Raw genomic sequence first — 26,930 nt, forward strand, 5'->3', positions numbered from 1 at the left:
AGTTACTTAAAATTTACTATATTCTTTAGCAGACAATACATTTGACACTTGTTCTATTCTTTCCTCAACAGTGCCTTTGAGCACGTAATACTTAAGATTTCTAGTGTGTAAATCTTCGATGATTTTTTGTTGAAATGTTTTTCTTTTTACATCACCAGATCTATCCCAAGTATCGTCATAAGGAATATCAGTATCACACACAAATATAATATCGTGTCTGCTTTCGGCTAGTTTTGCGAAATTTTCTAATTCTTCAAGGGCACTCCCATGGTAATCTAACGAAAATAAGTAGGTAGTAATAGCATTGGTATCAGAAAACAAAAAGCGATTTGATTGTAACACCAAAGCATCTTCTCTTTCCAAATGAATTTCTGCAATTTTCAACAGATCTTCTAAGGTTAGTCTTTTATTTACTTGATGATTCTCCCAATATTCTCTTCCGTATTCTGGCATCCACTGAGTATTAAAATGAAGTGCTAATTTTTCTGCCAAAGTTGTTTTTCCTGTTGATGGAGCACCAAGTAATACTACTTTCGTAATCAAATCTTTATAGACAATGGGATCCAAAAACTCTTTGTTTTTAAATAGATCTTTTCTGATTTCCGTTGCGGATATAGGAATACTAACTCGACTTTCATCCACCTGTCTATTAATAACCTTTAAGGATTTACTCATGTGCTCCCCATAAGGCTCACTAGAATAAAAATGAGAGATGTTGCGATTACCTAGAATAGAGGAAACATAGTCTTCTTGAATTTTCATGATTTCGGGCGTATACCCACTGTCATTAGGCGAATTTACACCTTCAATAACCGTTATATTTGGATATATTTTACGTATCCAAGCAGCTCTAGTTGCTAAAGGAATATTTAATATGGGATCATCATAAATAAGCACGATCAATTCATCCACCTCTTTCATCGCGGTTTCAATTACAAACTGATGCCCTTTATGAAAAGGAGCATACTTACCCAATGTCAGTCCAATTTTATGTTCGTTTCTCATGTGCAAATTCTTCATTATATGCTTTTTTCCATTCCCAGTAACCCATGATGGCCATAATCAAAAAAAGTACATACAACACTGCAGTAAAGTATAAACCTTTATAACTATATATGGCGATGCCAACCACATCGACTACTATCCAAAAGATCCAGGACGCTACTACTTTTTTTATCATCAAATATTGAGCAACCAAGCTTGCAACCATTATAAAAGCATCCTCATAAGGATAGGATGCATCGGTTTTTGTTTGCATAGTGTAGCCTAAAAGCACAGATCCTAGAACTGTTAAGCAAATCCAAAAAATTGTGTTTGTCAGCAATGTAACGCGTAATTCACTCTGATTGGAACCTCCATATTTCCAATTGTACCAGCCGAACACTTGCAGAAATATATAAATAACATGCAATATCATATCTGAATATAATTTTGCTGTGTAGAAGACAAAGCAATACAGAATCACTTGAATTAAACCAAAATACCAGCAGATAATATTTTGCTTGATTGTAAAATAAACTGCCAAAAAACCGAAAACGGCACCAAAAATTTCTAAAGTTGTATCCATAATATATAATGCTAAAGATATAATAATGTGGGAAACTATTACAAGATGACGTATAACATTTGAAAAATTTGTCCTATTTCATTTATGAACTCATTTACAACTAATAGCTAGTATGAATTTGCTAAAAAAAGGGATGAAAAATTCAATATTGTTTAGATACGCTTTGACTTTTTTTCTACTGGATACTGGATAAATTTTACGGAGTTTCATTTCATTTTTTACTGCTATTGTTTGAGGGATTTGTATAGGTTTGTTATTTCTTTAAATTCTTTGCCCATAATATAATTCTGCATGCTATTGATATATCGCACAAATGAAATCACTTCTTAGAATTTTGTTTTTTAAGGTAACGAATAAACATTAACTATGTAAAAAATAGAAACCTCCAAAATCCTATATTCAGATTATGAAGGTTTTTAAAGAGGTCCTTTTAGAAAAACTAATCTACTTTTTTATCTTACTAGTCGATTGATTAGGATTCAATTGCTTACCAGTATTACCTTGATTTTGGGCAGACTGTTTATTTTGGCCAGCAGTACCTTTATTCGTATTTTGCATATTGGCTGCATTGTTTGCAGGGTTGATTTTTTTAGCCATTTTGTTTAGCTTTTTTAATTTATTAGAAATTACTTTTTTGGTGTATTTCCTCTTGATGGACCAGAAGGATTCCCTGTTTTACTAGGGTAATTAGGATTGGAGTTGCCCCTTGAAGCTCCTGCTGATTTTGAACTGTTCCCACTGTTTGTACCTGAATTTTGATTTGCATTTTTCATAGTTTTTAATTTTAAAATTTACCTACTCTATCTAGCTTTTCGGCTTCCGCTTTTATTATGATTCAAAATTCAGAAATAAAAAAAAGCTGATATAATATAGAATCATATCAGCTCATATTGAGGAACAAAATCGGTTTTTAGGGATGTAAGAGCGGTTTATTTTTTTAATTTCTTAATCAATGGTTGGTAATTTTCAGAAACTTGAAGTTGCTTTGTTTCTAATTTTCCTTGATTTGTAAAAACTTCTACCTCTATTGATTCGGTACTTTTGTAATAAGCTTTAATGTGTTTTGAGTTTACACGAAACGATTTGTGAATGGTAATGAAATAAGCACTTAGCAATCCTTTTTCTTCCATCCTAGAAAATGAAAAATCGATTAGATTCTCAGGCTTACGATTGTTAAAGTGAATTAGTTTGTTGTTGGACTCAGAGCCGTTGTTTTTATCTGTGGACAGGTATACGATGCTATTAATGGCTATTTTATTGCGCTTCGTTGCTCCAAAATCCAAATGGATGAATTCTTCTTTTTTGAAAAGTTCTATCTCCTTCAAAAAGCGTTGTGTAGTTTTTATAAATTCTTGTTCTGTAAATGGTTTGGTAATATGATCCACACAGATATCGTAATCTCTTTTCAATCTTTCAATCTCTTTAATGTATTGCGAAGTATTACTGCTCACAAACATCACTGGTAATTTCAATTGAAAAGCAACTTCCATCCCAGTCATATAAGAATCTCCTAAGTTTAGGTCTAAAAATAATATTTCTGGTTGTGAAGTTTTTATATCCTCTAGAAATGTTTTTGCAGAAGCACAAGAAGACACCACCTCTATCCTACCAATACTTTCAAGCATTTGCTGGTTTAGTTGTAATTGTTCTTTATTATCGTCGAGTAAGGCGGCTTTAATTTTTACCATTTTCTAATTCTTTTTCTAATAGTATCTTCTCATTCGTAGAATCTAATTCAGTTTTATGATTGCAACTGATTAGAGTGAAAAATAGGTTTAATGCTATGATTCTAATTCTCATCTTATTTTTTTTATTTTAAGATAATTTAAGGAGTACAAGGTTTTATCTTTAAAACATTCCATTAGAAATGAAACGTTTTTCATACTAGCTGGTTGACTACGATTATCGTTCTATTCGCTTTTACTTTACAGTTGCATTAAACACATTCCAGCCAATTGTTTCGACGTTACTATAATTTTTTACTTTCAATTTGAACTCCTTTTTTGTTTTAGGAGCAAAAAAATCATAAATGGTATATTGTTCTCTTGCAATTTCCGAATCTGTTTTGCTATAAAAAATTACTTCAACAATCACATCTTTATAATTAGTTACGGTTGCTTTGTTTTCAATAATACCATTGATTTTTAATTGATCTCCTAAAAAGGTTGGTTTGTATGTTCCGGTTGCATTTAAATATAAAGATGGGTCTGCTGCTTCCATTTCTGCTATTGTCATGATACTTTCTTCATATGACGAACTACTATTTTTTTCATTCATATAATCTACAAATGCAATAATTCCAATAAAAACAATAAGTAGGATTGCTAAAACTCTAATAATCCTCCAAAACCAATGTGTTTTTTTATTACTCTTTATGGGTTCTTGTTTGATCTCAGTCTTTTTTGTTATTGGTGGAGGAACAACTGACAAAATGCTTTTTAATTCTTCTACTTCTCCTGCATTTTTCCAATCTTCCATTCCATCACACCAAACTTGTGTATTTTTTGTAATCGCTTTGGCTTTTAATTCATCTAAATCTAATGGACCTATGTTTTCTGTGCCATTGTGTAGGTAATATTTCTTCATTAATTGTAAAATTTTTTTGTGATTAGGGATTTAAAATGTGTAAATTTATTTTTTTATCTCGTTGATAATCTTAGTTGTTCTTCTATCTGCATACATTCTATTTAAAGATGTAAAAGCCCAAATAAAAGCAGGAATCCAACCGATTATAGTAATTTGTAATATCAGGCAAATTATGCCAGAAACTATTTTACCCTGTAATATCAAGGATAACCATGGAAGAAAAAAAGCTAAAACGTATCTCATATTTTATTTGTTATTGGTATTGGAATCCCTATTTTTTTAAAACCTACAAAAGTGCCCACACCTTCAGAAACTTTAAGGTCAATTTTAAAGTCTAAGTTTAAGCTTTGGTCATTTAAAGGATAAATAATAAGACAATCAATAATTTCTTTTTCGTCTATTTTTAATTTGTTAAAAGTCTTCTTATCTCTGGCATAGGCACTCAATTGTCTAATGTTATCAATATCGTAGTGACCTTTTTCATTGTATAAGGTTTTGTATTTGGCATCGGCTATACATTTTATACCCTCTTTTGTAATGAGATAATCTGGCAAACCATAGCTAAGTTTGGCTTCTTTTCCGCCATAAAGTGTATGACTACCATAGGTGTCTTTAAGTAAACTCAAAACATAAAGTTCAAACAATTTACTCATATCAATCCAAAAGGGTGGTGTTTGGATTGTTTTTTGTTGGGTATTGCTAATGTTATAACCAAATCGTTTCAGAATAAGTTTGGCTAATTTTATGGCTTCCTCATATTCCTTATAAAAAACATTTGTTTTGGTATGTTTCACATCATGAAGATTTACTTCATCAGAGACAAATTCAAAAGCGGGATTGATGTAATTGAATATTTCTGTAGTGTATTTTTCATTCTGAAGGTTTTTAATAGTAGGCAAATACCGCTGAACAAAAACCAACGCTTTCTTAAGCAATCTATTTTCTAAACTATTCAATCCAAATTCATCGTAGCTGCAATAGGTGTGCAGTGGTTTGTTTTTGACTAGGTTTTGCTTGATGGTTTGACTTACCAAAACTTTGCCTTTTACTTTTGCGTACAAATTATTTTCTACTTTGTAATAGGATTTTTTAACTCCTTTGCGGACAATCTCTTTAACTAGACGCAAATATTGAACAACCAATAACGGACTCAGTAAATCTTGTTCTTGAGTGATGGCTATGGGTGTTTTCTCCCATTTTATTTCGAATAAATCATCAGTATGTTTTGCAACTTCTGGGTGTTTTAATGCCGAAAACAACATTTTGAGGTAATCCGTTTGTTCTGTGGCATTTTTATTGAGTTTTGGCTCTACATAAATGGCTTTTTCTTTTTCAATAATCCAATCGACGCCTATAAAATAACTATTTGAAATAGCATGTTTTTTATTTGCTGCATCAGAATAAATTCTAAAACAATCTACTTTTTCATTCCTACATTTTCTAGTATATTGATAAAAGAAATCTTGTTCAAAGGATAAATTTCCTTTGAAATCGTATTCTCTTTTAGAATCAAAACCATTATAATGTTCTTGAATTACTGAAATCATAAGTTGACTATTTCTAGTAAAGCTTCTTCGCTTAAAATACCATCTTTAACATATTCGTTTAGCAATGGTTTTATTTCAAATTCTAGTTTTAATTCCAGTTGTTTTTCAGTTTCTACTAAAAAATAACTATGACCTAATTGAACATCTTTAGATTTAAAATCAGATTGCAGATAAACGGTTTTCGATTTATCTTCATTGAATAATGCGGCTACTTTATGGTACAAACCTTTTGCCTTAGCATGTAAAACAGGGTCAATAACTACATCATCAATAGCTTGATCTGTAGGCAACACATCCACAAACGCAAAACGTCTCTTTATAGCATAATCAATATGACCCACACTTCGATCAGCGGTGTTCATGGTGCCGATGATGTATAGATTATCAGGTAAAACAATTTCTCGTTTTCCTTCATACTCGTACATACTTTCTACTGGTTCATTTCTATATTCTAAAGCATAAATTAATTCTCCTAAAACAGAAGGAAGGTTGGCTCTATTTATTTCATCAATGATTAATACATAATTTTTTAGAATTGTCTTATCATTGGTAAGTGTATACTTTTGTTTTTCAAAAAACATGCGCAATAATGCCAAATAATACGTAAATCTATAATGAGCATGAACAGATATATTTATAGGAATTTGGTTCTCATCTTTATTTAATCTTTCATTAATAACGGCTTTAATAATTACTTTGAAATCTTTAAAATTAATCCTAGATGAATTAGCCCAATCTTTACCGTATCTAAAACAATCATTGTCAACTTTGAAAATACTAATTGTTCCCGATATGACTACATTTTCCTCTTCAATTTTAGCTTTAAACTCTTCAAAATTATCGTCAATCCATTTGTCTTGTAAAGCATCTTTATTATTATCTTGGCTTAATAAAAAATTTTCATTTGCTTTCTCTGCAAACTCAGCAAGAATTTTATTTTCCGTTTTAAATAAAACGCCTTCACCATCTTCATTTGGTACAGAAACGATACCTCTCACAAAGTCTTCATAGGTGTATGATGGATGAAATTGTATTAATTTAAATTGCCCGTTATTATTTAAATCCTGTACATTTTCTAAACCTAGCATTTCAACAGCTATATCTTTAGCTGTTTTTGTCTTTCCAGTTCCCGGAGGTCCTTGAAGAATGATTTGTTTTTTATATTTAAGTAATTCAATTTGTTGATTTAAATTTTCGCTTAGCATATACTTTGACATGAGAGATTTTGTAATTTGATGAATTTCTTGTTTGTGGATTTGGCATATTCCATCTTGAGTTTTAAATAAAAAATAGTCTTCTGGTTTAAGCTCAATCCATTTAGATTTCGCGTAAAGTGTTTCATTATTGTAACTAATTCTATATTCATCAAATGAATCTTTTAATTCAGGGTTATTAGTGACTGGTTGACAATCTTCTAAGAGTATTGTAATAGCTTTTACAGTATGTCCATTAGTTATTAGTATCACTGAATTTTTTTTAGGATTGCAATCACTGATATGACTTAAAGAAATGTTTTTGCCTTTAATCATTTCATAAAAGTCTGGAGCTCCTTTGCCCCAAATACACCCTAGTTTATATATTGTCATTTTTATTTTTTTTCTAATTCTTTTAAGTTTGCCATGTAACTCTTCATATCATGGTCATTTATGAAATTTTTCATTGGTAATTTTAGAGCGTAAAATAATCTAAGAAGCCAACTTTTATTGTCCTTTATTTCATTTTTTCTTATCCAAAGTTCTTGGCCAATATGGTAATAAAATAGTGGAGGAGTAAAAGGAACAACATCAGAGCCATTAATAATACGTATCGTTTTTTTGTTTAGTTCTTCATAGAATGTTTTAAATCTTTTTAAACCAACAGCTGGTGCTCCAAAAAGGACTACTTCATGTAATTGTTCGGCAACTACAATTGGCATTTTTGCTCTTAACTTTACAGAAAATAAAGTTGCTAAAGCCCCCCCTAGGGAATGTCCAGTAATAACTATTTTTCTATTGGTAATCAAATCTAAATCATTTATATGTTTCAATACGGCATCAAAACTATTAAGTTTTGTTGTTTTATCTGCATAATATAGTGTTCTTTGAAAACCTCTATGAACTTTTATTTTTTTTGAATTCATTTCACAGTTTTTCAGCAAAACAGGAAACATTTTAAGATTTGAAACCCACCAGTCTATACTTTCTCTCGTACCTCTAAAAGCAAGAACTAACGTTTCATCATTCCAAAATAATCTGCAAAAACCTCTACCGTAAGAACCGTGAACAATCTTTTGTCCTGACATTTTTTTACCGTTGTACGACAAGAGGTCTTGTCTAACGGGACTTCCATAAACAGCTTTACACATTTTTGCTAATTCAAAATATCTCTTGTAATCTGTAACCATAATTTAAATTATTTAAACGTACCAGTTTATTTTATTAAAATCTTCAAGCATTTTTTTACTTGCTTTTTCATTTATTGATTTTATGAAACACATATGGCCATACAACCAGTTATGAAATTTGATGTTGTTATATTTTGGAAATTCTTCTTTTCGCCTTTCTAAATGACTATTTACGCCATACTTTCTACAATAATAGATATGTTCTGTAATTGTCTTTCTATATTCCTTAGACACGTTTGTTCCATTGCTTGTTGTCAATCCTGTTACATATTGTTTGCAACCTCTTTTCATGTATTTTGTTTTTTTACTATTAATAAAAAAACCTTCGTCAGAAATAATTGTAGTAATCAATTTTAAAGAGGGTAATTTTCCGCCGTTTTTAATTGAGAAAGTTAAATCATCTGCATATCTAGAATAACGGAAATTTAGTTTTCTTGACAAAGCTTCAAATCGATAATCCATTTTAGTAGCCAAAATATTAGAAATGGCTGGACTCGTAGGAGCTCCTTGCGGTAATATTGGTGGTTTATTATCTACTAATTCATTTAGGATTTCTTTTGAATTTTCATCGAAATCTTTCCAATAACTTTCTCTATGTTTTGCTGTTGTAATTTTTGCAAATGAGTAAGCTAAATTACTAACATAGCCTAATGATTTAAAAACGCTACAAACTCTTTTTTCAGTAATAGTGTCATAAAATTTTAGCAAATCAACTTTTAGAATAACTTCAGAATTTTCATGAACCTTTGCATTATCTTTGATAGAAATGCCTTTTCTAAAGCCTTTACAACTATCTGCTAAAACATATTTACTTAAAATGTTTACTAAAATCCATTTTTGTATGTATTTTAAATCTTTAGCAGGAGCCATTATCTCCCTGAATTTACCGTCACGTTTTTTTAATTTGAAGTAATTGTATCTCTTGTATTTATGCTCATACTCATAATTGATATCCCATTTCCCATCTCCAATCAAGTTTCGGAGATAAACTGATTGAATCCCTATTTGTATGGCTAAATGTTCTAATGAAAAAATTACAGGTAATTCTTTTTCTTCTAGGGCTTTACCATAAGATAAACAAGCATCAATAAATTCTAGTGATTTATTTTGCTCCCTAGCTTGTATAATAAATTGTTCGAATGGAAATGACATAATAAATTGTTACTCTTTTATGAATGTTAAATAAATATTCTTAAAAATAAGGTTAAGAAAATAAATTGAGATTAACCTCTTTATATTCTATACCACTATTCTCAATTTATTTTCTTAACCTTATTCTTGATAACATATTGATTATATTATCAAGTAGCTTTATTAGTTCTCGATGAACTACACCGAGAAAACCTTATAAGGGTTATTTGCTAACAAAAAACTATGTCAGTCCATTGAACATTGTGGGTAAATATAAGACATCTTTTACTTCTAAATTTTCTTTAGTTTCTTTTCTGAAATTTTCTTTTTGAGTTTTTCTTTTTAATTCTTTCAAAAATTGAATTCCTTTAGTATTTAAATCATAATGGGTATTTATAAAACCTAATTTTTTGCCCTCAATATAAATTTTCTTCAACTCTAATCTAGTTAATCCAAGTAAATGACAAATAATTAAATTATCATATCCTTGATTTTTTAAAGTCAATAAAGCTATTACTGAATGATTTAGTTTTGAATTGTATTTTATTTTTCTAACAAATTTATCATCCTTCTTTTCGATTATAGATTTTCCAGAATATAAATCAATCTTCAGCCGGTTACAAATCCCAATGTAAAATGCAATGTCTTGTTTAAATTCACGAGCTTCTCTCATTCTAATGTTCGCCATTCTGGGAAACAATGGAGTCCAATTTTTGTTTGCACCCCATATTATTGATAATGTATTGTTTGGCGTACAATGAAAATATGATATCAAAGATTGACTATTATCAAATCCGTATGGAAAAACATAAGGGTAAGGTCCTACTTTTAAAGTGTTACCATGTTTTAATGCCATTTTTTCAATATGGCTTAAATTACCAAAAACGTTAAGTGGAGACAATGTTGAGTCAAAAATTTTATTCCTTTCTTCAGAAATAATTTTTATTTGAGGGTAACGATCTAAAATGTGTTTTTTTCCTTCAACCATTATTATGGAAGAGAGTATATATATGTTTTCAATATTATTAGTAGTTAACCACTGTTGGATATTATTAGGTTTTGAAAATTCTTTGCAAAATGTTTTACCACTACCTATAAAATCATCAAGGAAAATTATATGATTAAATGATGTTGGATTTTCTACGTTCTCATAATCATGAGTCAAAACAATATCATTTTCCCTTTTTTTAAACGCATTAGTATTTTTTAGAGGATAGGTAACCAATGTTCCGCTTTTCCCTACTTTTCCATATGGGAATATTATTATTTTATCTCCAAGAGGAATTACTTTTAAAAGTTCATTTAACAAATCATTAAGTCGGAACATAAACTCATTAAAGGGAACATATTCGTAAACACTCAATAAATCAATAGCCAAATCTACTTCGTCTTTATCAAAGTTCTCTAGCCAACGAATTATTTTTGTTGGTAAAACGGAATGCTTTAAACGAAGTAATAAATGTTCTACCTTGCGTAATGTCTTTTTATCTAATGTAAAATCATGTTTTCTTTGTATCTCCATACCTATTCAACTTCTGTATTTCTTTTCAACTCCCCCTTAAATGCCTTCTGACTCAAAACTCCATACATATTCTCTAATTCTTTCACACTAGCTATATATTCACCTTTCAATGTCTCTACTTTTTCTACTAATGCAGCAAATTGGTTTTGGAGTTCGATAGGGGGATTTGGTATTTTTAAGCTTTTAAGTTTAACCATTGAAATATTTGGCATCGATCCAGCAGCACCATTAGCTAAACTTCGTACTTGTTTAGAAAAAGATTCATTGTTAAATAGATGCCATAAATATAAACCAGATATTTTTAAAGGATGATAACTAATTTTAAAAATTGTATCTGGCAATAATAATTTCTGATAGTCTTTAAAAACAAATGCAGTTGCACCTACTAACTCAAAAGTATTCTTTCTAGAAAACAATAAATCTCCTTTTTTTGGTATTAATTCTTTCTTTATAACAGTTTCAGGATAACAAGCTTTGTTTTTTGTAGGATCAAATTTCTTATTTGAAACGCAACTTAATTTTAATACAGCCCATTCCTTCTCTGATTCTCTAGGTCTAGTATCGCATAGTGGACTCCAACCACTATCAATTGATGAAATGACGTCACTTAATTTAGTGTTCCATTTGGAATAATTTTTAAATTCATCCCCAAACATCTCCAAAAAAGTACTCTTCAACAATTCATCTAAAAGAGAAATACTTTCTTTACGTTGTGTGATTAAGTTTTCTGATTGAGTAAGTATTTCTGCAATACGAATTTGATCTTGTAAAGGTGGAAGTGATATTTTAATTTTACTTAATCCTTCTCTTGTGATTTGTGGCTGGGCAGAGCCTGTAATGACATCTTTAAAGCCTCTATTAAATAAAGCGTAATACAAATATTTTATATTAACATTATCACTCAAATCATCCAATGCCATAGCATTTGAATTTATATATGATTTTGGTCTTGTTATATGAAGACTTCCACAAGTTGCTCCACGGCATGTAATTGCAAGTGTTGGATATTCATGGTTGTATTCAGCATATTTTCCAATTATACCATTCGCTCCATAAACAAAATAACCTTCCTCGGTTAATTCCGAAGATGGCAAGTTTTTCCATTGTTTTGGTTTGGAAATATCTAAAAGCTTGACTATTTTAAAACTCATTACACTAATTCTTTAAGTTCACTAATCCCTTTCAAAATAGTAGCTTCAATACTTTCCAACTTTTCAAAAATAACTTTTGGGTTTTCATAGCTTACTTCTTCGTATACTTCTTTTTTGTATTTACTCAAGTTTAAATCATAGCCATTTTCCACAATTTCTTTTTTTGGTATAGCAAAGAAAAAGCCTTCTCTTTCGGCTTCTGTACTTGCTTTTGTAGTTCTACTGTGGTATTGCGTAATAATATCTTGTAAATCGCTATTGTCAATTTTGTTGCGTTTGTCGTCTAGCGTGTAACCATCGTTTTGCATTTCATAAAACCAAACGGTGTCGGTTTCACTTCCTTTGGTAAATAATAAAACAGCTGTACTAACTCCTGCATAAGGCTTAAAAACACCGCTTGGCATGGTTATTACGGCTTTTAACTCGCTTTTTTCCACCATAATTTTACGGCATTCTACAAAGGCTTTTCCACTACCAAATAAAACTCCTTGAGGCACCACTACAGCTGCTGTTCCTCCCATTTTTAGCATGGTGTAAATGCGTTCAATAAAAAGCAGTTCGGTTTTGGTAGTGCCTAGTTTTAGACTTTCATTAATGTCGCCTTTGTCAATATTTCCCGTAAAGGGTGGGTTGGCAAGGATAATGTCAAATTGTGCGTCTTCATTATACGATTTGCTCAAGGTATCTTTGTAGTCAATATTGGGTTGGTCAATACCGTGCATCATCAGGTTCATTAAACCCAAACGCACCATGGTGGTATCAATGTCATAGCCAAACAAAGATTCTTCTACAATATGTTTTAAATTTTCATTCAAGGTTGCCGAGACCGTGGCACGCATAAAACCATCTTCGTCTGGAGCAATTGCTTCACTATTTTCTTTTTTAACCAAATCGGTCAGGATGTATTGGTAAGCACCCAAAAGGAAACCAGCTGTACCGCAAGCTGGGTCGGCAATGCGTTGTCCTAATTGCGGTTGTACCAAATCATTCATTAATTTTATGATATGTCGAGGCGTTCTAAACTGTCCGTTTTTACCCGCACTAGCAATGGCGCCCAACAGCATTTCATACACATCTCCTTGTATGTCCTGAAAAGCATGACCGCCATCAACCGCATCTTTTTCTATTTCTACAAAAATCTCTTCAATGATTTTAATAGCTTCAACTAATAAAGAAGGCTTCGGCATAATAAAAACGGCATTGGCCATGGCATGCGTAAACTTAGAACCGCCTTCAAAAGCTTTTAAAAAAGGAAACACTTTGGTTTGTACGTGAAGCAACATTGCCTCAGCAGGCATGCGCTTGAAGTTTTTCCAACGCAAGTCTTGTTTGTCTACTTCCTCGTTACTACCAGTGACTTTATACATGCCCACAAATTTTGAGGTGTAGGATTCTCCGGTAAATTCGGCATCACGTTCGCGTTTGGCTTCTAAATCGTCCATTTGTTTCATAAAAAGCAAATAGGTAATTTGTTCGATGGCAGTAAGCGGGTTGCTGATACCACCACTCCAGAAGTTGTTCCAAAGTCGGTCAATAAGAGATTTTAATGCGGAATTGTTTTGTAACATGGTATTATTTAAGTTTTTTAATATTTTATTCCCAAGAAGCGAATTCATTTGAGAAATCGCCATTTTGTTTAATTGAATTAGTCGCTCTTTTTGTTCCAATCCTTAATGGATTAAAACGTTATTTATACTTTCCATATTAGAAAGTACGACAAGTTGCTCAATAGTAGCTTGATCACGAATGTTTCCGTCTGTATCTTGGTTTGTGTCGCGCCATTCTTTTGCGGTGATCCCAAACAAGGCCACATTAAGCAAATCGGCTTCAGAGGCATAAAGACCATTTATTTGTTGTTTAGATAGTTCTTTTGGTACTAGAATTTCTTTGATAGCATCGGTGTGAATTTGATAATTTACTTTGGCTAGAGTGCGTTGGAGATTCCAGTTTAGTTGGAGTCTATCATTTTCAACATCTTTTAGGCGTTGAAATTCTTTGATTAAATAAATCTTAAATTCTGGACTAATCCACATTCCAAATTCAAATGCTATGTCAGAATGCGCATAAGTACCTCCATATCTGCCCGTTGTAGCTTTAAGTCCAATGGCGTTGGTTTTCGCTACCCAATCTTTAACACTTAACTTATAGCTATTCAAACCAGCTTGACTTTTAATTATGGCAAATTCGCCATAATTAAAATCTGGATTATAAACACTTTCCCAAATTCCTAAATATTCGATAGTATTTCTGTTTCTTAACCAATCTGAAATAAAAAAGTCACCATCTTTGGCTTTAATCATATCAGTAAGCGATATAAATTCACTGTTTCCATTTTGTAAAATAGTTATTGAAGCTCCTTTTACATTGATTGTTTTACTTTTCGCCATTTTCTATTATATAAATTAAGTGCCTTATTTAGGCCGCTAATAATTTATTCGTAAGGTTTATAATTTCTTCTATTTCGCTGGGTTTAAATACACCACGAATGCCTTCGGGATGCAACATGGTAAAAGGTGATTCAATCAAATTTCGTTTGTTGAGTTCGCCTTTCTCTATAATGAATTTTTTGAGTAAGTCTACAAACTGCAATTGTCTTGCGGTTAAATAGGTATGCGCTTTTACATAGTCGGCAAAAGCATTAGAAACCGTTTCGGGAAACGATTCTAATATTTGAATACCTAAAATGTGCTTGATGAATTGTACTAGTTGTGCCTTTCTATGCGAATACACTCTACGCAATAAATCGACCGTAATGTGTGGGTGTTCGTCATGCAAGACTTCGGCAAGAATTGCTGCTTCATCAGGAGTAATTTCTTGACCTTGTTTTAGCTTTTGCAAGATTGGATTTTCAGAAACCAATTGATTTACGGTTTGTTCTACCAACTCTCGGTATTTGGCAATACTTAAAGCTTCGTGTTGCGGTCCAAACTCTACGTATTCTTTGGCATACACTTCATCTTTGAAATTGTATTTGGCTGTTCCCAAAGGCATAACTGCCTCTCTAAATTTCATGAGAGGTGCTAGTTTTATTATCAATTCATCAAATCGCTCTTCCGTAATGGTTGCCCAATAATTGTTGGTTTGGGCTTTTCTAATGAGTTCGCCTTCTTTAGTAATGCTACTTACTGTGAGCGGTAATTCACTTATTTCTTCAATGATGCTTTCTTTTAAAGCTTCAAATTTTTCTTTTTCTTCAAATAAATGTGCTAATGAAACTTCGAGGATGTCTTTTTCAAAACGCATGGCTTTAAAGTCTACATCAGAAATGGTTCGCATCAATGGTTTGACTACTAATCGTAAAAAATCTAATTTATCAGAAGTTAGCAGATTCCAAAAATTATCATCTTCCAGACGTTGCAATTCTGATTGTGCATCGAGAATAACAATGGAGTTTTTAGGCAAAGAAGCAATTTGTTTCCTCAATTTTGCAACTTCATTAATTACAATGGAAGTATTTTGCAATTCCTGCGCTTTTTCAATTTTATCCAAACGAATACCAAACAAACGAACTGGTAGTGGGATTGAAGAACTAATTTCTTTACCACGAGGATTAATTTTGAAATATTCAAAATTATCCCAACAATCCAAAATCAAGAAATTATCTTTTTGCGTACACCAAGGTTTCATTTTTGTAGGTTCTAACAAACGTGTACCACGCCCTATCATTTGCCAAAAACGAGTATAGGAATAAACAGGTTTAGCAAAAACTAAATTCACTAATTCCCGAACATCAATGCCTGTATCAAGCATTCCAACACTTATGGCAACACGAGGCATATCATTATTGGTGAACTGGTTGAGTAATCCGCTTTTACCATACACACGTGGATCATCACTTACCAAAACTTTAGCAAGTTCCCCATGGTATTCTGGATAAAAAGCATCGAATAATTCTTCCATTCTTCGAGCGTGCTTTATGGTCGTACAAAAGAAAATGGTTTTGCCCGGTAAAACGCCGTTAGGGTCTTTTATGCATTCCTCCATAAATTCCCTAATAATCAAAGCATTAGTCCCTTTGTTAGTTACCGATTTCTCAATGTCTGTTCCTTCATAGTTGATTTCGGCTACTTCTTTTCCTTCTAAAATCAAGTTTTTCTGGTCTTCTAAAGAAATAGTTCTTTTACTGATTCCTTCTTCTTGAAATTTGGTTTTAATTTTCATTACTTGAAAATTACTCAGGTAAGGCGGAATATTGTTTACAGCTTCTTCATACGAATAAGCAAAAGTAGGAACGCCTTCTTCACACTCAAAGAGTTTAAAAGTATTGTGATCTATAACATCTGTTGGAGTTGCTGTTAACCCCAATGTTATGGTGTTGAAATAATCTAAAATTTCACCATAGGTATTGTAAATGCTTCGGTGACTTTCATCCACTACAATCAAATCAAAGAAATGAGGGCTTAACGAATTTTCTTCGTCACGAATTACATTCAGCATGGTTGGATAAGTCGAAACATAAACCCTTCTGTCTTTTGCAATAGACTTTTCACCAATTTTTGGCCATCTTGGTTCGTTTGGTAAATGTTCTTTAAAAGCTTCTAAAGTTTGGTCACGCAATGCAATTCTATCCACCAAAAACAGTACTCTTTCTGCCCATCCAGCGCGCATTAAAGCATCTACTAAAGCTATACATGTTCTGGTTTTACCAGTACCTGTTGCCATAACTAGTAAAAACTTTCGTTTGCGTTTTTCTATGGCTTCCATCACCGCACGTATTGAAGCAATTTGGTAATCTCGTCCAGCAATCGATGTATTGATTAATTCGCTTGCCAATGTTTTTCTAGCTTTACGAATGTATTGGTATCGTTCTAAATCATCACGAGTTGGGAAACCATGTACTTTTTTAGGAGGATAGTTTCCTAAATCCCAAAAGAAAATATCATGTCCATTAGTAAAAAAACAAAAAGGCAATTCGCCTCCTTTTTCATTTTGAATGTTCTGGCAGTATTGTTTGGCTTGTTCTTTTCCAATATTTGCATCAACCAAAGATTTTTTTGCTTCAACTACAGCAAGTGGTTTACCATCTTTACCCAATAAAACATAATCGCTAAACTGATGTCCCTCATATTTACTGCGGGGCTCATTTACACCTTCAGCTAATGGCACAATAATATCGAACTCCTCAAGTACTTGAGTTGTATCGGAGATATTCCAGCCTGCTGCTTGCAGTCGTTTATCAATGATTTCTTTTCGGGTATGTTTTTCGTTTTTCAAAAAGCGATTTTTGATTATTCAAAAGTTACTAGTAGTAAGACGCTAAAGTATCGAATATTTAATTAAAAAGAATGTAGAAAACCGTAAAACGAATGTTTTTTGGCATGAATTTCTTATCCTTTGACTCGTTTTGGTTCCATTTGTAAATAAACTACATTTTCTAGAGTTTTACCATACCCACTTTTAGTGATATTAAGTCACCACTTTTTCTCTCAAAAAAATTTAAAGAAATCATAACATGATGAAATTCAGTTTTTTGATTAATCAAAAAGAAAATTAATTATAAAAAAGATAAAATTTCGGTCTTCTGTTTGAAATCAGGAACTCTAAATTTGAATTAAAATAGATTTATGATTGCGAAATTAATTGCTACTCTTTTGAAAACTGTGAGCCAAGTAATTTCTAATTATTAAACCCTTAAATTAATTTGGGGCTTTATTTTTATAAAATAACACATTCTAACATCAAATCTGATTATCTTTGTGGACAGAAAAACAAGTTGAAATTATAACTAATTTTTGTTTTGATACTGAACACGAAATTGAACACGATTTTATAAAAAACATATGGTTTTATGGCTCGCAAGCCCAGTAAATACGTTGGAATTTTACGGTCTGCGCAATTCATAACCCTGAGGTCCCGAGTTCAAATCTCGGTCTCGCTACAGACAACCCCTTAAACAACAACTGTTTAAGGGGTTTTTATTTAAATCAATTCCTCACTTAGTGAGGAAATAGAGTGAGGAATTATAAAAAGATACCTATATATAACTCTGACAATGTGAACAATAAGTAACCAGACCTCAGGTTCAATCACACCAGTCCTTTTTTTGTTTTCATTTTTATAACAAGCAATTTAAACTGACAAGACAAACAATTTACAACAAAACCTAAATAGAGGTATTATCAAAAAAGAAAAAAACAGACCCTTTTCCTATATTGCGCAGAAATTATTTTAAACCTTGTATTAGAAATACAGTGCAAGCCTTCTTCCATAAGTTCTTTGAATACTGGCTTAACCAGAGCCAAATAGCATCAACCTTTAACCAAAATATCAAAGGTTGTTGTTTTTTTTTGAGTGTTTAGATTTTTAAACAGGAATCAGAATTTATACAAATCCTAATCCATCAGACTCAAGAATATCATCATACCTAAGTATTCAAAAACATCATCCAAAATTTATAATTATAAAAAAGTTTCTGTTTTCAGGAAAATGAAATCATTAGCTTCTATATTAAAGACAATGGTATTGGTATTCCTGCTGATCAGCATGAAAATATATCAAAAATTTTCAAAACGCTTGACCAAAACGCTGTCAACAATGGTGTCAGGCCTTCAGTGTGCAAAAAAATAGAAGAATTACAGGGAGGAAAAATTACATTTCATTCCATATCGGGCCAAAGTCCAATATTTTATTACACTATTTAAAAAAATAATGTTAAATAGTTAAAAAAAATGAAACTATCACAAAATTTCTTAATGAATTAAACTCAAGTCTAAAATAAAATATATTTATATTTGACTTTAAAAAACAAATATAAATGCCTGATAAACAATTTGCCAATCTTTTTGTTGAACAATCGAAGGACCTTATTTGGATCATAGATTCGTGCTTTTGTTTAAAATACGCCAATCAAGCCTATCAAAACTTGATGAAGCAAGTTACGGGCGAAGAAAAAAAATTGGATGAACCGATATTTACAGAAGGTTTTGGTGATGGTTCTATAAAAAAATGGAAAGCCTATTTTGAGCGTGGGCTGAATGGCGAACATTTCGAAATTGAGGATCAGTTTTACAACCCTACTACGAATCAAGTTGAATACAGTCAAATATCGTTACATCCAATAATTGATGAAAACCGAGTTGTTGCTAGTTTAGCATGTCAATCAAGAGATATTACTTCGATTATAAAATCAAATACTGAAGCAGAAATAATTATGGATGCCTCTTTGGATGTGATTTGTTCTATTGATGAGCAGGGATTCTTCAAGAAGGTGAATGCAGCTTGTAAAGAATTATGGGGATATGAAAAGCATGAATTGGTTGGTAGAGCATACATTGATTTTGTTATTGATGAAGATGTAGAAAAAACTAATGCAGCCGCTGCAGATATTCTTTCAGGCAAAAACGTTACAACTTTTGAAAATAGGTATAAAAGAAAAGATGGAGGTATTGCTTTCAATTTATGGTCAGTACGATATGACCCAAAAAGCAAAATTATGTTTTGCGTAGCGCGTGATGCAAGGGAAAAAATCCAAAAAGAAGAATTGCTGATTGAGAGTGAAAACCGCTTTAAGGCACTAGTGCAAGAGGGGTCTGATATTATCAGTATTATCGATGGGGCTGGAAATTATATCTACACCAGTCCTAACACAACGGCAATCTTAGGGATTACCCCAGAGGAGTTTGACGGCAATTCCATATTCGACTTTATCCATCCCGATGATATCGAAAAATCAGCCGCATACATACAGCGAATAAGTACCGAAAACAAAGTGATTGTTGAGCCTTTTAGATTGAGGAATGGTAAAAATGAATGGCGATGGATAGAAACAGTATTGACTAATATGCTGGATAACCTTGCTGTGAATGGTATTGTGGCCAACTCGAGAGATATCACCGAAGAGAAAAAATTAGAGAAACTCAATAAACAAACCAATGATTTAGGCAAAATTGGAACCTGGGAATACGACCTGATTGAAAATAAACTCTTTTGGTCAGATGAGGTATACTATTTGCACGATGTAGACCCTGGTACATTTGTGCCAAATGTTGAAAGTGCAATAGACTTTTATAAGGAAGAACATAAATCATATGTTACGGATGAAATCACTAAAAGTCTGACTCAAGGAGTTTATTTAGATTATGAGGCTGTTATTATAACTAGAAGTAATAAAGAAAAATGGGTAAGAGTGATTGGTAGCCCTGAATTCATTGAAGGAAAATGTGCCAAGTTCATTGGAAGCTTCCAGGACACTACCGACCTCAGAGAAGCTGAAAGCCGTCTGCAAAGTTTGTCTGACAACATCCCAGGAGTCGTCTTTACATACCTAATTCATCCAGACGGTTCAGATGACTTTAAATATGTGAGTAAGGGATCTGAAAAAATTTGGTGGTATAGCCCGGAAGAGGTCAAAGACAATTCTGATCTGGTTTGGAATCAAGTAAAAGCCGGAGGTGATTTTGAAGTAATGAAGCAAAGCATTAGTGACTCAACTGAAAATAAATCACAGTGGTATATGCGTTTTAGCATCGTTAGAGCGGATGGCGAAAAACGATTGCTCCAAGGATTGGGAACACCAGAATTTTTATCTAATGGTACTGTGCAATATAATTCAGTGGTGTTAGACATCACTGAAGAAGCTAAAAACGAAGAGCTACTTGAACAAGCCTCCAATCTAGCAAGGATAGGTAGCTGGGAAGTAGATCTGAAAAAAAACAAAATATTGTGGACTGAAATGGTACATCAATTGCACGAAACCAATCCCCAAAGTTTTAAGCCGGACCTTGCCCAGAGCATCAATTTTTACCGGGAAGATTTCAAACCCATGATTACCGAAGCTGTCAATCAATGCATTCAGTTAGGTACTTCTTTTGATTTTGAGGCAGTAATTGTAACCGCAAACAAAAACGAATTGTGGGTAAGAGCCATTGGTAACGCTGAATTTATAAATGGGGAATGCGTCAGAATTTATGGCAGCTTTCAGGATATCCATAAACGTAAAGAAGCCGAGATTCGCTTGCAATCCTTATCAGATAATTTACCAGAGGTAGTTTACACCTATATCATTCATCCGGACGGTACCGACTCAATGCAGTTTATTTCTGGAATGGTTGAGAAGATGTGGGGTTATACAACCAACGAAGTAATGCAGAATATTGACTTATTATGGGATCAAATAAAGCAAGGTGGTGATATAGAAGAAGTCAAGTCGAGTGTAGCCAAATCTATCGAAACAAAATCAAAGTGGACTTGTCGCTTTAAAATTGTTAATCATAACGGCGAAATTAGAACTCATTTTGGCAGTGGAACTCCCATTTTTTTGGCAGATGGAACCATTCTATTCCATGTAATGGTACTAGACATTACACAGGAAGCCAAAAATGAAGAATTGCTAGAGGAGGTTACCAACATGGCAAGAGTCGGAAGCTGGGAACTGGACTTGATCAACCAAGACGGAGAAAGCATTTATTGGTCTCCAATTCTGAGGGAAATAGTGGAGGTGGATGATAGCTACAACCCTACATTAACAGGTGGTATAGAATTTCATGTTGGAGAAAGTAAAGAACGCATTCAGAAAGCACTGGACCTTTTAATTTCTGATGGTATAGAGTTTGATGTGGAAGTACTTCTTCGTTCACCAAAAGGAAATGAGCGATGGAATCGATGCATTGGTAAAAGAGAAATGGTAAATGGAAAATGTATCCGCATATATGGTAGCTATCAGGATATTCATCAGCGTAAAGAGTCTCAATTAGAATTATTGGCTGCTATAAAAAAAACACAGGAAAGCGACGCTAGATTTAAATCATATACGCAACAGTCACCAATTGCTATTTATACAACTGATATAAATGGAGATTGTATATATGCCAATGAAACGTGGCTTGAAATGGCAGAAATGCAATTGGAAGACGCCTTAGGTAAAGGATGGATTAACGCTCTTCATCCTGAGGACATGGACTATGTAACTGACAATTGGTACAAATTAATTGAATCTAATGATGAATGGAATTATGAATATCGCTTTTTAAGTAGCAATAAAAACATCATTTGGGTCAATGGAAGTGCTAAAAAATTATTCAATGATAAGAATGAACATATTGGTTATCTCGGATCTAATGTAGATATCACGGAACGCAAAAAAGCAGAGCAAGAAAAAAACAGTTTGCTCGCAACGCTGGAAAAAAGTTTGAATGAAATTTATGTCTTTGATGCAAAAACATTAAAATTCACTTATGTCAACCAATGTGCTCTCAATAACATCGGCTATTCAGAACAAGAAATAAAGGAACTTACTCCGATTGATCTAAACCCAGAATTTACCGGAACAACTTATAACCAGCTGATAAATCAGTTGATAACTAAAGAAAAAGAAAAAATTATCTTTTTTACAAATCACAAACGAAAAAACGGGAACCTTTACCCTGTGGAAATCCATTTACAATTCATCGTAGAAGGCAACAATAAAAGATTTCTGGCAGTAATTTTGGATATTACGGAGCGAAAGCAAAGCGAAGTAAAACTGTTGGACATAAATAAAAAGTTAAATATCCAAACCAAAGAATTACAACGTTCTAATGAGCAACTTGAACAATTTGCATTAAGCCGAAGCCAATACGTTATGCAGATGGAAGCACAAAATGAAAAACTTAGAAACATTGCATGGACGCAATCTCACCTTGTGAGAGCACCTCTATCCAGAATATTAGGTATCATCAACTTAATAGAAATGCAGCGAGACAATCTCGATGATTTGATGTTTTGCTTAAAGCAACTACGAGTTTCATCCGATGAAATGGATGCTATTATAAGGAAAATCACAGAAGAAGCTCAAGAAATTCAATTAAATAAAATCAATGAGTAAGACAATATTTATTATTGATGACGATCCCGTATTTAGCTTTATTGTAGAAAAAATGATGATAAAAGTGGACAGCACTTTAACAATTATTTTATGTAAAGACGGTAAAATAGGTTTAGAAAAAATATTTGGGCATCAAGGCGACTTATCAGAATGTATTGTTCTTTTGGACATAAATATGCCTGTATTAGATGGGTGGGGGTTTCTAGACCAAATACAATCAGAACAGTTTAGTGAGTATCACAATATACCATTATATATTTTATCATCATCTACAGACAAAGTAGATATTGAGAGGTCCAGTCAACATTCAATTGTTAAAAAATTTTACTACAAACCATTAAGCAGTGTTGATATTGTAGAAATATTGAACTTTAATAATATACAATCAGAAAGATTTTAGCGGCTTGTTAACAAAAGCTATAATACCATACTCACAAAATTAGAAACCTAATTAGTGAAGTAAAATTGAAACCAAAGACAAAAACCTTTAAGTTTATAAACTACTTATAGGCTCGGGATTAGTCCTTTTAAAATTGAATCATAGATGATTTTTAGTAAGCTACTTTGACCCAAATTAAAAATTGCTCCAAACAAGTTAGATATTCAAAAAATATTTGGAAAAACCACTATAAAATTACAACAATTCTAGTACTTTACAAACCCATACATAAACCTATCCATCAGCGAAAACTCCGTAAAGTGTGTGTTAAATAGCCGCACCCTAGAAAGCATGTAAAGCTTCAGAAAAGAACAACCAAGTCATATCAGTGGTTTTGTGAAATTTGGGTTTTCGGCCTAATATGAAGTTGGTTTTGTATTTGGAAATTTTGGCTAATCCGAAAATTGGGCTTAATTTAGTCCAAAACCCGCTGTAGTGTCGTAACGTAGTCAGAAACCTTAGAACTAGATATACAATAATGTTAATCATCATTTAAAATAACTATGAAAAAAATATCTATTTTATCCTTGTTATTTTTTACTACAATATTGTATTCTCAAATTGATACCACACATAAAAAAGACCTAAAAAACTTTTTTATATTGTCTCAAAAAAAAGATACAATTAAAAATTTTTCATTAAAATTTGATTTTAAAGACTTTTCTACAGAATTGTTTTCAGCATATAACCAGAATTCCAAATTAAATGATATTTTCATCATCAAAAAAGACACCTCAAACTTTGTGAAATCGACAATCAATTTCAATAATAACCTTAGAAACCCTAAAATTGATTCATTCAATCCTTATGGTGCTAGTGATGCTAAATCTGGTTTGATTATTGGGGCAATTGGAGGAGTTTTTAGATCCATCTTTAACACTGATTAATTTTTAACTCTTTTATGTATTGGTTTCATTGCGTGCGCAGCACGAACAATGAAACCCCTGTTGAATAGCCTGTCCCCTTTTTTCGGGAGAACCAATTATATACAGTCAACATTTATGGAGTTATCGTAAAGATTTAAGAGAGAATTTCGAGAGGATTTAGTGTCTTACTTTTTTTTTGAGAAATAATTTAGGTTTGGTATCGTGTATTATTCCTTTTATACATAAATTCCCTTACCCATTCGCTCGTATTACTTTCCGTACGTTTTATTACTAACAAATGAAGAAGTAATGCAAATAACTCTACAATTATTAAAAAATTAAACTGGAAAAACGCTCCATATCCTTTACCATAAAAAATTAGGAAATCGTTTTTTGTACAATGATAACAAAATACTAAGAAAGTATATGGTCAATAATAAATAAATCTCAACAAAGTACTAAAACAATCTTTAAAAGTATTGGCTTTATATTTTTGAACTTTAACTGCTGTTTTTAAAGCTTAGTTATACTTTTATTATCTCAAAGCGAATTTCATAAAATTTTTTTTATTGTAAGTGAAATCACTTATATTTATTTTGTAATTTACCACATAATATTTGTTTAGAGATTTTTAGACAAATTTTTATTAGCTGCAAGCCATGTATTCGTTTTTTGAAAAATGATTCGTTATACACTACATGCTGTGAAATTAGACTGCCTACAGAAAAAAAAAAAAAATAGAAATATGGATGAAATTTTTGAAATTGTAGAAAATATTTTCAGTTCTGGTGGGTTTATGCCTCGATGGATATGCGGGCAATGGTCAGAGACACTCGGTTGGCTCTATATTATTTCAAATATAGCTATTGGATTAGCCTACCTATCTATACCGATCTTCTTATACAAATTTGTCAAAAAAAGAAAAGAAAAAATATTTAATAGAGTGTTCATATGCTTTATGCTCTTTATCTTTTTTTGTGGCACTACGCATTTTGTGGACGCTATTATATTTTGGTTTCCGTTATACCGGCTAAATGCGGTAGTCTTAAGCATGACAGCATTGATATCTTGGATTACTGTTTTCGTGCTTTATCGTTTCCTTCCGATAGCATCACAATATCGATCTCCTGCAGATTTGCAGCTAATTATTGAGGAACAAACGAGAGACTTAGCCATTGCTTATCAAAAGTTATCAATCAGTGAGAATCAATTTAAGACTCTAGTTAATAGTAATCCGGATATCATTACTCGGATAGACAAAAATTTAACCTATCAATTCATCAATGATTCGATTCGCGAAATACAAATGGATGCTGAAAATATTATTGGTAAGGACATTCGAGAAGTGCGAGGGAAAGCCAACAAAAAGATAAAGGAATTATTCATTAGCCAAGTAAAATCTGTTTTCAAAACAAATAAAACCGAAACGTTTGAATTTGAAATGAAGACCAATGAAAATCAAAATAATTACTTTCAATTATCAATCATACCGCTTGAAAATCAAGCGGGTGAATTGCCTGAAGATGTATTAGCAATAACCAAAAATATTACGCCTCAGAAACTATATGAACAGGAACTTAAGCGTAATATTAATCATTTCGAACTATTAGCTGATGGAATAGAGAAAAAGAGAAAGATATTAGAAGATTTTACTTATATTGTTTCACATAATTTAAGATCACCTGTTGCCAATTTAGCCGCTTTGTTAAATTTGCTAAAAGACGAAACAGATGATGATATGCGAAACATGTTCATTGAAAAAATCGACATTGCCTTTCAAAGTCTTTCTACGACGGTAAACGATTTGACAAATGTTGTGCGAATACGACAAGATGCTGAAATACCGAAAGAAGAACTTTTCTTTCAAGATATTTTATCAAATCATCTAATCAATCTGGAAACACAGATTAACGAAACGGCTACCACAATTACTTACGATTTCAATGCATGTGAGAAAATTGATTATCCAAAAGTATACCTTGAAAGTATTTTTTTAAACTTATTAACTAACGCGATTAAATACAGCTCACCAAAAAGAGCACCGCAAATTATTTTTAAATCGTTTATTGACAAAGATGGAATGATTAGCTTAACTTGCGAAGACAACGGCATGGGCATTAATCTAGAAAAACATGGCGCAAAGCTTTTTGGTCTAAATAAAACATTTCACGAGCATCCTGATGCGAAGGGTGCTGGCTTGTTTATCACTAAGAATCAAATCGAAACAATGGGAGGTGCGATTTATGCTGAAAGTGAAGTAGATAAAGGATCCAAATTTATTATCTATTTCAATGTCAATAATTCTTAAATTTAAAAAAAATATTGTGATTGTAAAAAATAGTACAATTCTTTAAAAAACATTTATGAAAAAGATAAATACTTTTTGCATTGTAGACGATGATGATATTTATCAGTTCACTACATCACTTTTGCTGAAAAAGACTGATCTAGTAAATAAGATTATCGTGTTTTCAAATGGACTAAAAGCCATTAATTTTCTAAAGGATGAGATGGGTAATATAGAAAACATTCCTGACATTCTATTTTTAGATGTGAACATGCCTGTTATGGATGGGTGGGAGTTTTTGGAGGAATACCTAATAATCAAGCCCATGATACCTAAAACAATAGTAATTTACATGGTGACTTCATCTGTGGATGAAAAAGATGTTTTAAGAGCCAAAAGTATTAGTGCATTGTCAGGTTATTTGGTAAAGCCTATATCAAGCCAAAATATAGAAGAAGTTATTTTAGGAATTTTTAATTGAATTTTGTTTTCAATCAACTTTTAAATCTAGCCGCAAGGATGTTCTTTCCGTGTGTGTAAAACTTTTTTTCGCAAAAAATAACTATAAAGTTTTCAGGTTTAAACCAAACAGTCCATTCTGTTCGCTCGGGATTACATTCCGTTACTGTTTACTGTTATCAAATAATGAA

Annotated in this window: 22 protein-coding genes; 6 read left to right on the forward strand and 16 right to left on the reverse strand. The window is 32.2% G+C overall.

Annotated elements, in window-relative coordinates:
* Positions 1–6: 6 nt before the first annotated feature.
* The 16 genes from IQ05_RS00525 to IQ05_RS00590 all read right to left on the reverse strand — a co-directional run bounded on the left by IQ05_RS00525 (position 7) and on the right by IQ05_RS00590 (position 17,101).
* Complete coding sequence (locus IQ05_RS00525; RefSeq protein WP_144888974.1) at positions 7–1,005, reverse strand: AAA family ATPase; 999 nt, start codon at positions 1,003–1,005, stop codon at positions 7–9.
* A complete protein-coding gene (gene pnuC, locus IQ05_RS00530; RefSeq protein WP_144888975.1) occupies positions 989–1,567 on the reverse strand; it encodes a nicotinamide riboside transporter PnuC in 579 nt (192 codons plus the stop codon). The genes IQ05_RS00525 and pnuC overlap by 17 nt, the downstream gene beginning before the upstream one ends.
* A 444-nt stretch (positions 1,568–2,011) precedes the next feature.
* Positions 2,012–2,164: a hypothetical protein gene (locus IQ05_RS15390; protein ID WP_167496912.1), complete on the reverse strand. Its 153-nt coding sequence runs from the start codon at positions 2,162–2,164 to the stop codon at positions 2,012–2,014.
* A gap of 29 nt (positions 2,165–2,193) precedes the next feature.
* A complete protein-coding gene (locus IQ05_RS15395) occupies positions 2,194–2,340 on the reverse strand; it encodes a hypothetical protein (RefSeq protein WP_167496913.1) in 147 nt (48 codons plus the stop codon).
* A 156-nt stretch (positions 2,341–2,496) separates the two neighbouring features.
* A complete protein-coding gene (locus IQ05_RS00535) occupies positions 2,497–3,255 on the reverse strand; it encodes a LytR/AlgR family response regulator transcription factor (RefSeq protein ID WP_144888976.1) in 759 nt (252 codons plus the stop codon).
* A gap of 232 nt (positions 3,256–3,487) precedes the next feature.
* Entirely contained in the window at positions 3,488–4,153 is a 666-nt protein-coding gene (locus IQ05_RS00540; RefSeq protein WP_144888977.1) for a DUF4339 domain-containing protein, read from the reverse strand.
* Positions 4,154–4,198: 45 nt separating this feature from the next.
* On the reverse strand, positions 4,199–4,396 hold the full coding sequence (locus IQ05_RS00545) for a YqaE/Pmp3 family membrane protein (RefSeq protein WP_144888978.1): 198 nt from the start codon (positions 4,394–4,396) through the stop codon (positions 4,199–4,201).
* Positions 4,393–5,700, reverse strand: a complete 1,308-nt coding sequence (locus IQ05_RS00550; RefSeq protein ID WP_144888979.1) for a 5-methylcytosine restriction system specificity protein McrC — start codon at positions 5,698–5,700, stop codon at positions 4,393–4,395. Before IQ05_RS00550 ends, IQ05_RS00545 begins: the two co-directional genes overlap by 4 nt.
* Positions 5,697–7,286 carry an McrB family protein gene (locus IQ05_RS00555; protein ID WP_144888980.1) on the reverse strand — a complete coding sequence of 530 codons (1,590 nt, stop codon included), beginning with the start codon at positions 7,284–7,286 and terminating at the stop codon, positions 5,697–5,699. Before IQ05_RS00555 ends, IQ05_RS00550 begins: the two co-directional genes overlap by 4 nt.
* Positions 7,287–7,288: 2 nt before the next feature.
* Positions 7,289–8,083 carry a lipase family protein gene (locus tag IQ05_RS00560; protein WP_144888981.1) on the reverse strand — a complete coding sequence of 265 codons (795 nt, stop codon included), beginning with the start codon at positions 8,081–8,083 and terminating at the stop codon, positions 7,289–7,291.
* Positions 8,084–8,095: 12 nt separating this feature from the next.
* Complete coding sequence (locus tag IQ05_RS00565; protein WP_144888982.1) at positions 8,096–9,235, reverse strand: reverse transcriptase family protein; 1,140 nt, start codon at positions 9,233–9,235, stop codon at positions 8,096–8,098.
* A 220-nt stretch (positions 9,236–9,455) separates the two neighbouring features.
* Positions 9,456–10,736 (reverse strand): phosphoribosyltransferase-like protein, encoded by a 1,281-nt coding sequence (locus tag IQ05_RS00570; RefSeq protein WP_144888983.1) that lies wholly within the window; start codon positions 10,734–10,736, stop codon positions 9,456–9,458.
* A 2-nt stretch (positions 10,737–10,738) separates the two neighbouring features.
* Complete coding sequence (locus IQ05_RS00575; RefSeq protein ID WP_144888984.1) at positions 10,739–11,887, reverse strand: restriction endonuclease subunit S; 1,149 nt, start codon at positions 11,885–11,887, stop codon at positions 10,739–10,741.
* The gene (locus tag IQ05_RS00580; protein WP_449404238.1) at positions 11,887–13,503 is read right to left on the reverse strand and encodes a type I restriction-modification system subunit M; all 1,617 of its coding nucleotides are present in this window, start codon (positions 13,501–13,503) and stop codon (positions 11,887–11,889) included. The genes IQ05_RS00575 and IQ05_RS00580 overlap by 1 nt, the downstream gene beginning before the upstream one ends.
* 54 nt (positions 13,504–13,557) lie before the next feature.
* Positions 13,558–14,274, reverse strand: a complete 717-nt coding sequence (locus tag IQ05_RS15620) for a KilA-N domain-containing protein (protein ID WP_144888985.1) — start codon at positions 14,272–14,274, stop codon at positions 13,558–13,560.
* A 28-nt stretch (positions 14,275–14,302) separates the two neighbouring features.
* Entirely contained in the window at positions 14,303–17,101 is a 2,799-nt protein-coding gene (locus IQ05_RS00590; RefSeq protein WP_144888986.1) for a type I restriction endonuclease subunit R, read from the reverse strand.
* 1,220 nt (positions 17,102–18,321) lie between these two features.
* Here IQ05_RS00590 and IQ05_RS15590 point away from each other — a divergent pair.
* The 6 genes from IQ05_RS15590 (at position 18,322) to IQ05_RS00620 (ending at position 26,761) form a co-directional block, all read left to right on the forward strand.
* Complete coding sequence (locus tag IQ05_RS15590) at positions 18,322–18,528, forward strand: ATP-binding protein (protein WP_394345190.1); 207 nt, start codon at positions 18,322–18,324, stop codon at positions 18,526–18,528.
* Between the two features lie 113 nt (positions 18,529–18,641).
* Positions 18,642–22,688 carry a PAS domain-containing sensor histidine kinase gene (locus IQ05_RS00600; protein WP_144888987.1) on the forward strand — a complete coding sequence of 1,349 codons (4,047 nt, stop codon included), beginning with the start codon at positions 18,642–18,644 and terminating at the stop codon, positions 22,686–22,688.
* Positions 22,681–23,088, forward strand: a complete 408-nt coding sequence (locus IQ05_RS00605) for a response regulator (protein WP_144888988.1) — start codon at positions 22,681–22,683, stop codon at positions 23,086–23,088. Before IQ05_RS00600 ends, IQ05_RS00605 begins: the two co-directional genes overlap by 8 nt.
* Positions 23,089–23,630: 542 nt before the next feature.
* Entirely contained in the window at positions 23,631–24,014 is a 384-nt protein-coding gene (locus IQ05_RS00610) for a hypothetical protein (protein WP_144888989.1), read from the forward strand.
* Positions 24,015–24,738: 724 nt separating this feature from the next.
* Positions 24,739–26,301 carry an ATP-binding protein gene (locus IQ05_RS00615; RefSeq protein ID WP_158634559.1) on the forward strand — a complete coding sequence of 521 codons (1,563 nt, stop codon included), beginning with the start codon at positions 24,739–24,741 and terminating at the stop codon, positions 26,299–26,301.
* Positions 26,302–26,356: 55 nt separating this feature from the next.
* Positions 26,357–26,761: a response regulator gene (locus IQ05_RS00620; RefSeq protein WP_144888991.1), complete on the forward strand. Its 405-nt coding sequence runs from the start codon at positions 26,357–26,359 to the stop codon at positions 26,759–26,761.
* The last annotated feature ends 169 nt before the right edge of the window (positions 26,762–26,930 follow it).

It is taken from the genome of Flavobacterium tiangeerense (genome assembly GCF_007830355.1).
Classification (GTDB): domain Bacteria; phylum Bacteroidota; class Bacteroidia; order Flavobacteriales; family Flavobacteriaceae; genus Flavobacterium; species Flavobacterium tiangeerense.